A 5,945-nucleotide genomic window follows, 5' to 3' on the forward strand; every position below is an offset into this window, starting at 1 on the left:
AGGCCCGCCAACTGACCACCTCGCCCCAGGCCACGGCAGCGATGAGCGTCGCGGCGGCGCCGCGTAGCAGTCTCTTGCGGAGGGGTTTCACGTTCTCGATGCTACGGCGTGCTCACGTCGCCGAGTCTTTGACCGCGCGGACGCACCTAGACTTCAACGTTGAGCCACAGCAGCGGCGCGGACGAGCCGGCAATCCGCCAAGCCACGGCCCACGATGCGAGGCGCGTGGCTGCGGAGGTGCTCGCGCTGGCTCGTGAAGCGGAATTGGCCTCAGACGCGTGAGCGACGCGATCGCTCTCCGAACTGATCGAGGGCTTCCAGCACCTCAGGTGCATGCCAGATGCGATTTCTCTTCCAGTTGTTGGTCGAGACCAGGGCTCCGGCTGTCATGAAACGATCAATCGCCCCCTGCGCCGCCACCTCAGACACCTTCAGTTCCTTCGCCACGACCTTTGCGGAAACCACCGGCTGTCGCAGCAGAACATTGCCAAGCCGCGCGGCGGCAGAGCCGGTGCGGGCGACGACCCGTTCCTTCCACGATGCACGGACGTTCCCAAGATCCGACACCAGCCCCCTACCATTCCGGATGGCCAGAAACGCCGCCTCCGATACCGCCTCGACGATCGCCCCGGCGTCGCCCTCCCTGAACGCGGTGAGCGCGTCAAAGTAGGCGTGCGTATCTCGCAACAGCCCTGCCGACACCGGCACCGTCACATTTTGAGTGATCCCCCCACGTCTCAGCATGCTGTGCAGCAAAGCCCGCCCGGTACGTCCATTGCCGTCTGAGAAGGGATGAATGGTCTCGAACTGCGCATGCGTAAGCGCAGCGTGCGCGAGCACGGGAACGTCGGTCCGATTCGCGAACTCAACGAGGTCATCCATGAGTTCCGGCACTCGCTCATAGTGAGGTGGCACGAAGGCGGCCGCATGGGGCGAGAGACTTCCACCGCCGATCCACACCTGCTGCGATCGGAACTGGCCAGCAAAGTGTGGCGCGCTCTCCCCGAGAAGTGCTTCTTGCATCGCGATGATCGCGTCAACACCGAAGTGATCGGCAAGCTCAAGTGCCGCCACCATCGCGCGAGCATTTGCGACAACCAGCTTCGCGTTCCCCGAACCTGATGCCCCGATCTCAGCGAGCGCAACTTGCTTCGCGCTCGAGGTCAGATTCTCGACTTCCGAACTCGAAGCCGATTCCGTCCTCAACAGGATCGAAGCAAAGGGTGCTGTGATGGCACCGATCTCGCTGTCAAAACGTGTGAGTTCGCGGCTCGCATCGTCGGCCATCGCGAGCACCTCAGGCGCGAGGGAAACATGAATTCGAGCCAGGTGAGCCGGCACGGCCGCCTCGTAGTCGCCGCGGGCGCGCATGAGAGCACGACGAGACGCAACCTCGTCGCCCGAGCGAACCCAAGGGCGTGCTTCCGTGGTGATCGCGGGCCATCCACCGTCTGACTTGCCGGTCATGTCGAAATAATACCAAAGGTTATTTGTATAACCTTTGGTATGGGATGCAGTCATCCAAGGTTCCGCTGGACCGTTCGATGGTGGCCTTCCATTCGGCGAACCGATGATATGCCGCACCCCGAACTGTGGCGACCATGCTCATGCAGCGGTTCCGGTTGACGAGCGAGCCCTTGAGCGCCTGACGGACGTCGCGAAGTGCAGTGATGCGATAGGCCGAGAGACTGCTGGTGTGCTCACCAGGTCGCCACGGCCGCCGCAGGCGGCAAGGTGCCTTGCCCGACGACCGGTGCCCACCGCCGTCGGGCATGGCACCGCCCACAATCTGGAACAGGACCGCTATTGATGGGTGCCATGTCAGCTCACGAAGAGCAGCATGGATGTCATGAACAGCAACGAGATCCTCTCCGATCTGGCCCAACGTCCCATCGATGCGGCCAACGCCCTGCCACCCCTGACCCCAGGGCAGCTCAATGCTCATCCCAGCGGGCATCCGAACTCCATCGCATGGTTGCTGTGGCACAGCGGTCGCGAAGTCGATGTGCAGTTGGCGGACCTCACCGGCGGCTCGCAGGTGTGGGAAAAATTCCGCGGTCGCTTCGGGCTGGGCCACGCCGGCGACGCCGTCGGCTATGGGCAGAGTCCGGAAGACGCAGAGGCAATCGTCGTCGAAGACCAGGGCCTGCTCGTGGAGTACCTCGAGGCTGCGCTGATGGCGGTGCGTCAGTACACGGGTTCGTTGTCGGACGACGACCTCGACGAGATCATCGACTCCAACTGGACCCCACCGGTCACCCGCGGAGTCCGGCTGATCTCGATCATCGACGACGCGATCCAGCACGTGGCCCAGGCCGCATATGTGGCCGGGGCACCCACGAAGTAGGAGGCGACACGGCGGGCCGCTGCCGGATCTCGAACTGGAAAGCAAGAAGTCGTCTCTGCTGCGACCACCCCGACAAGCGACCAAACGACGCTGGAACAACGCCGACAACCACTAGTTTCTATATTTGCAAGTAGTTGCTAGTCTTGAACCATGAGCTCCGCAGATCACAGTGAGACCGCAGGCCCAACCCCCGCCGAAGCGCAGCGCCTGCTGGACTCGATACCAGCAAGGCCTCGGCGAGTACTCGGAGCCGCGGATCATCTCAGCGCCGCCGCCATCATCCTGCTCTCCTTCGCGGCCGGCGTCGTCGCGCTGGTCGGGCACCCGTGGTGGGCCGTGATTCCCGCAGCAGGGGCACTCGTGATGTCACATTTGTGGCTCCTCAAGCGTCTGCGTCGGCCGAACGAACCACGATTGACAGGGACACTGGCGTTGACGGTCTTTGCGGTCTGGCTGGTGATGCCCGTTTGGCGGGGCATCACCCGTGGCGAAACGGTCCCGGTCCCGGAAGTGTTCATCTTCGCAGGCCTGGCCCCTGCTGCCTGGCTGATTTACTACGTCGTACTTCTGGTCCGGCGCTGACGCATGTCCTACGCAGAGATCGATGCGCACCTTGTTGCACCTAAGCGGTTCGTTACCTTGTCCCATCTCAATCATGTGGAGCAAGCGGACTATCCGGCTCTACAAGTAGCGACCGGCTTGTCCATGCCTGACCTGTCGAAGATCCTCCGCGACCTCGAAGAACGCGGACTCGTGCGGATCACGAAGGAGCGTAGGTCGCGTTACGGAGCAACGTTGGCGAGCCTCACACCCGAGGGTCAAAAGACCTTCAGGAAGCTGGTGGACACGCTCAATCGGATCGCCGGGCACTGAACCGGTTGGACGCGATGCTTCACGTTGCGTAAAGCGGAGGGTGCCAGCACCCGAGAATCACCGAGCGGAGTGGGGCGGCCCCCCGCCACCCATCTTCCGGACCTCACGATCGATGTCATCGTCTGTGATCGGTTTGCGGCCAGGACCAAAGATGTTGAAAGCCGTGAATGCGGTTGCGATCGCGAATCCGATCATCGGCCAGGCCGGCCAGTAGTAGGAGCGGTAGCCGCTCATGAGCCATACCACGTTCATCACAGCAGCGATGATCACGAACGCGACCACCATGTTCCAGAAGTCTCGTTTCGCCTTGATGCGTTTTCGGGCGGCATCTCTCATCTCTTCGTTCATCTGGTCAAGGTAGCCAACGCGGCCGTCAAAGTACACGGTCGGCGCCAGAGACGTCAGGTGGCAGAGCTCGACAACGCCTTTCCGGGTTGATCTGCCACCAGACAGCCTGGCCACGAGCACGCTCGACCGACGGGTTTCGACTGCGGAGTCACAGTGAGACCGTCCTGCGACCGGTCGAGCATTGATAGCGGATCAAGTACCCGTCGGGGTCGGCGACCAGAAACTGACGAATGCCTGCCTCCTCCGAGCTGGCGGCCTGATCACAGAGCCTTCGAAAGTCGCAGCCGGACACGAATGATGTCTCATACATCGACCCTCCACGGAGCCACCAGTTCGACACCGGTCTCGGCGAAATCCTCCACGTTGCGCGAAGCGCAGGTCGCCCCCACGCGCCAGGCGGATAGCGGCAATTTGCGCGTCGGCAGTGCGAAGCGGTGCTCCCGCAGCGTCACGACTCGCGAGCACGTCTGCGTATCGATTTGCCACGTCTGCCTCGAACGGCAGCACAGCGCGGCCGTTCCGATCCGGTTTGAGCACCGCCTCGATCCGCCTGGCCAACTGGTCCTGGCGCCGATCATCGGGCAGTCGACGAATGCCGGAGAGCGGTGTCAACAGTCATGCTAAGTTTTCTGCATGTTCCGTCTGTGATTGTTCATTACTTCTGTCCACGACCACCACATAGAACGGGACAAGCATGCCGTCAGACCTCCTGACGCTGGCATTGCAGCCTCACGAAGAACTTCAACCGCACTCCGACCCCTCGCTGGTTCCAATGGACCTCAGATGGCGCGACCAACTTGCACTGGCCTACCTGGACGCCTATCCGCCCGGCGTGGCTGCCGAGAACCTCGACGATGCTCGGCAAGACATCGACGACACTTTTGCCGGCGAGTACGGCACGCTTCGCAACGACGCGTCGTGGGTCGCCCTTCAGGGCGGGCGCGCCGTAGGTGCCGTCCACGTCGTCGAACGATCCATCTGGGATCCTGAATTGCCTGGGCCGTTCATCATCGATCTCTTTGTGGCCCCAGCTGCAGCCGGTCAAGGACTGGGCCGTTCATTGATACGGGCTGCGGTCGCCGCTTGTACTCAGGCAGGCGACACTCAACTCAGTCTCCGCATCGGAGCCGGCACCTCCGCCGCAGCCGCCCACCTCTATGTGGGCCACGGATTCATGCCACTGACGCAAGCCCGATGACCCCGCCAGCAGAACGGACCCGCCTGCCGAAGCGGTACGGGGCCGTTCTGAAAAGTTGAAGGTCAGACGTTGAACCGGAACTCGACCACGTGCCCACGAATAGGGCGATCTGACTCAGTAGTGGTAGCGGGCCTGAAGAATCACGAGGTCCTCGTCGACCACGAGATAGACCAGTCGGTGCTCATCGGTGATGCGCCGCGACCACGAGCCCTGCGCTCCGTACTTCAGCTGTTCGGGCTTGCCGATCCCGGAGAACGGTTCGCGCAGGCAGGCGTCAATGAGCGTATTGATGCGCTTCAGGACCTTCCTGTCGGCGGTCTGCCAGTGCTTGTAGTCCTCCCAGGCCGACTCGTCCCAGACCAGACGCACTCAGGCTTCCTCGTCTGCGCGATCGAGGTCGTGGATTTCGACCTTTCCGCTACGGGCACGGTCGTAGGCGTCGAGCAGGCGGCGGGCGTTGGCCGGCGAGCGGAACAGGTAGGCAGTCTCCTGCCATGCGGCGTACTCGTCAGCCGGCATCAGAACAGCATTGCCCTTACGAGAGACGATCTCGACGGCCTCACGGTCCTCATTCACTCGCTCGATGAGCGGGAACAGGGTCTTGCGCGCCTCGCTTGCGCTGATGGACATGATGTGGGCCCCTCCATTCGGACGAGTGGTACAGATTTACGGTACCACTCACTGCCGTCAATTCACATCGAGCGGCGCGCGCGTTCTGGATCTCGGCTGCGGCACGGGCCGCATCACCGTCGTGATCGCCCACGCCGGCTTTGCCGTCACCGGGGTTGATCCTCATCAACCATCAATCACCGCTAAACAGAAGCTGGACGCCGACCGGGTGGAATGGGTCATCGACGATTCCCGCGCAATCCCGGTCGGTCGCGAGTTCGGCGTCGCAATCCTGTCTTCAAAGGAAGTTCAGGCCATCCGCGAAGACGAGAACCTCAGCCGCGCCCTTCGAGACATCGCCGCCCACATGCCATCTAGTGTCGCGTTTCGGAAGTTGGTAGGCGGTTGGCTTTCGTGAGGATCTGGTCTGCGGTTTTGGTCCAGACGAAGGGATGTTTGCGGTCGTTCCAGCCGGTGATGAATTGACGGATCTTCGCATTCAGATCACGTACAGAGGTGAAGATCCCGCGGCGGATGGCTTGACGGTCGATGATCCCAAACCAGACCTCC

Annotated in this window: 9 protein-coding genes and 1 pseudogene; 5 read left to right on the forward strand and 5 right to left on the reverse strand. The window is 62.3% G+C overall.

What is annotated here, in order from left to right:
- Positions 1-270: 270 nt before the first annotated feature.
- Positions 271-1,521: a Fic family protein gene (locus Q0A15_RS10530; protein ID WP_291279486.1), complete on the reverse strand. Its 1,251-nt coding sequence runs from the start codon at positions 1,519-1,521 to the stop codon at positions 271-273.
- Positions 1,522-1,849: 328 nt separating this feature from the next.
- On the opposite strand from Q0A15_RS10530, the gene Q0A15_RS10535 reads away from it, so the two are divergent.
- The 3 genes from Q0A15_RS10535 (at position 1,850) to Q0A15_RS10545 (ending at position 3,220) form a co-directional block, all read left to right on the forward strand.
- Positions 1,850-2,347, forward strand: coding sequence for a DinB family protein (locus Q0A15_RS10535; RefSeq protein ID WP_291279487.1), 498 nt, complete (start codon positions 1,850-1,852; stop codon positions 2,345-2,347).
- A gap of 150 nt (positions 2,348-2,497) precedes the next feature.
- Entirely contained in the window at positions 2,498-2,929 is a 432-nt protein-coding gene (locus Q0A15_RS10540) for a hypothetical protein (RefSeq protein ID WP_291279488.1), read from the forward strand.
- 57 nt (positions 2,930-2,986) lie between these two features.
- Positions 2,987-3,220 carry a transcriptional regulator gene (locus Q0A15_RS10545; protein WP_291279489.1) on the forward strand — a complete coding sequence of 78 codons (234 nt, stop codon included), beginning with the start codon at positions 2,987-2,989 and terminating at the stop codon, positions 3,218-3,220.
- Between the two features lie 57 nt (positions 3,221-3,277).
- Here Q0A15_RS10545 and Q0A15_RS10550 read toward each other — a convergent pair whose 3' ends face one another.
- Positions 3,278-3,604: a 2TM domain-containing protein gene (locus Q0A15_RS10550; RefSeq protein WP_291279490.1), complete on the reverse strand. Its 327-nt coding sequence runs from the start codon at positions 3,602-3,604 to the stop codon at positions 3,278-3,280.
- Between the two features lie 736 nt (positions 3,605-4,340).
- Between Q0A15_RS10550 and Q0A15_RS10555 the strand changes: the two genes are divergently transcribed.
- A complete protein-coding gene (locus Q0A15_RS10555; RefSeq protein WP_291279491.1) occupies positions 4,341-4,766 on the forward strand; it encodes a GNAT family N-acetyltransferase in 426 nt (141 codons plus the stop codon).
- Positions 4,767-4,880: 114 nt separating this feature from the next.
- On the opposite strand, the gene Q0A15_RS10560 is transcribed toward Q0A15_RS10555, so the two are convergent.
- On the reverse strand, positions 4,881-5,135 hold the full coding sequence (locus Q0A15_RS10560) for a Txe/YoeB family addiction module toxin (protein WP_291279492.1): 255 nt from the start codon (positions 5,133-5,135) through the stop codon (positions 4,881-4,883).
- Complete coding sequence (locus tag Q0A15_RS10565; RefSeq protein ID WP_291279493.1) at positions 5,136-5,396, reverse strand: type II toxin-antitoxin system Phd/YefM family antitoxin; 261 nt, start codon at positions 5,394-5,396, stop codon at positions 5,136-5,138.
- Between the two features lie 25 nt (positions 5,397-5,421).
- On the opposite strand from Q0A15_RS10565, the gene Q0A15_RS10570 reads away from it, so the two are divergent.
- The gene (locus Q0A15_RS10570) at positions 5,422-5,793 is read left to right on the forward strand and encodes a bifunctional 2-polyprenyl-6-hydroxyphenol methylase/3-demethylubiquinol 3-O-methyltransferase UbiG (RefSeq protein ID WP_291279494.1); all 372 of its coding nucleotides are present in this window, start codon (positions 5,422-5,424) and stop codon (positions 5,791-5,793) included.
- On the opposite strand, the pseudogene Q0A15_RS10575 reads toward Q0A15_RS10570, so the two are convergent.
- Positions 5,750-5,945 (reverse strand): annotated as a pseudogene (locus tag Q0A15_RS10575) (IS630 family transposase); the annotation flags it as partial. The gene Q0A15_RS10570 and the pseudogene Q0A15_RS10575 sit on opposite strands and share 44 nt — an antisense overlap.

It is taken from the genome of Galactobacter sp., assembly GCF_022712295.1.
GTDB lineage: Bacteria > Actinomycetota > Actinomycetes > Actinomycetales > Micrococcaceae > Galactobacter.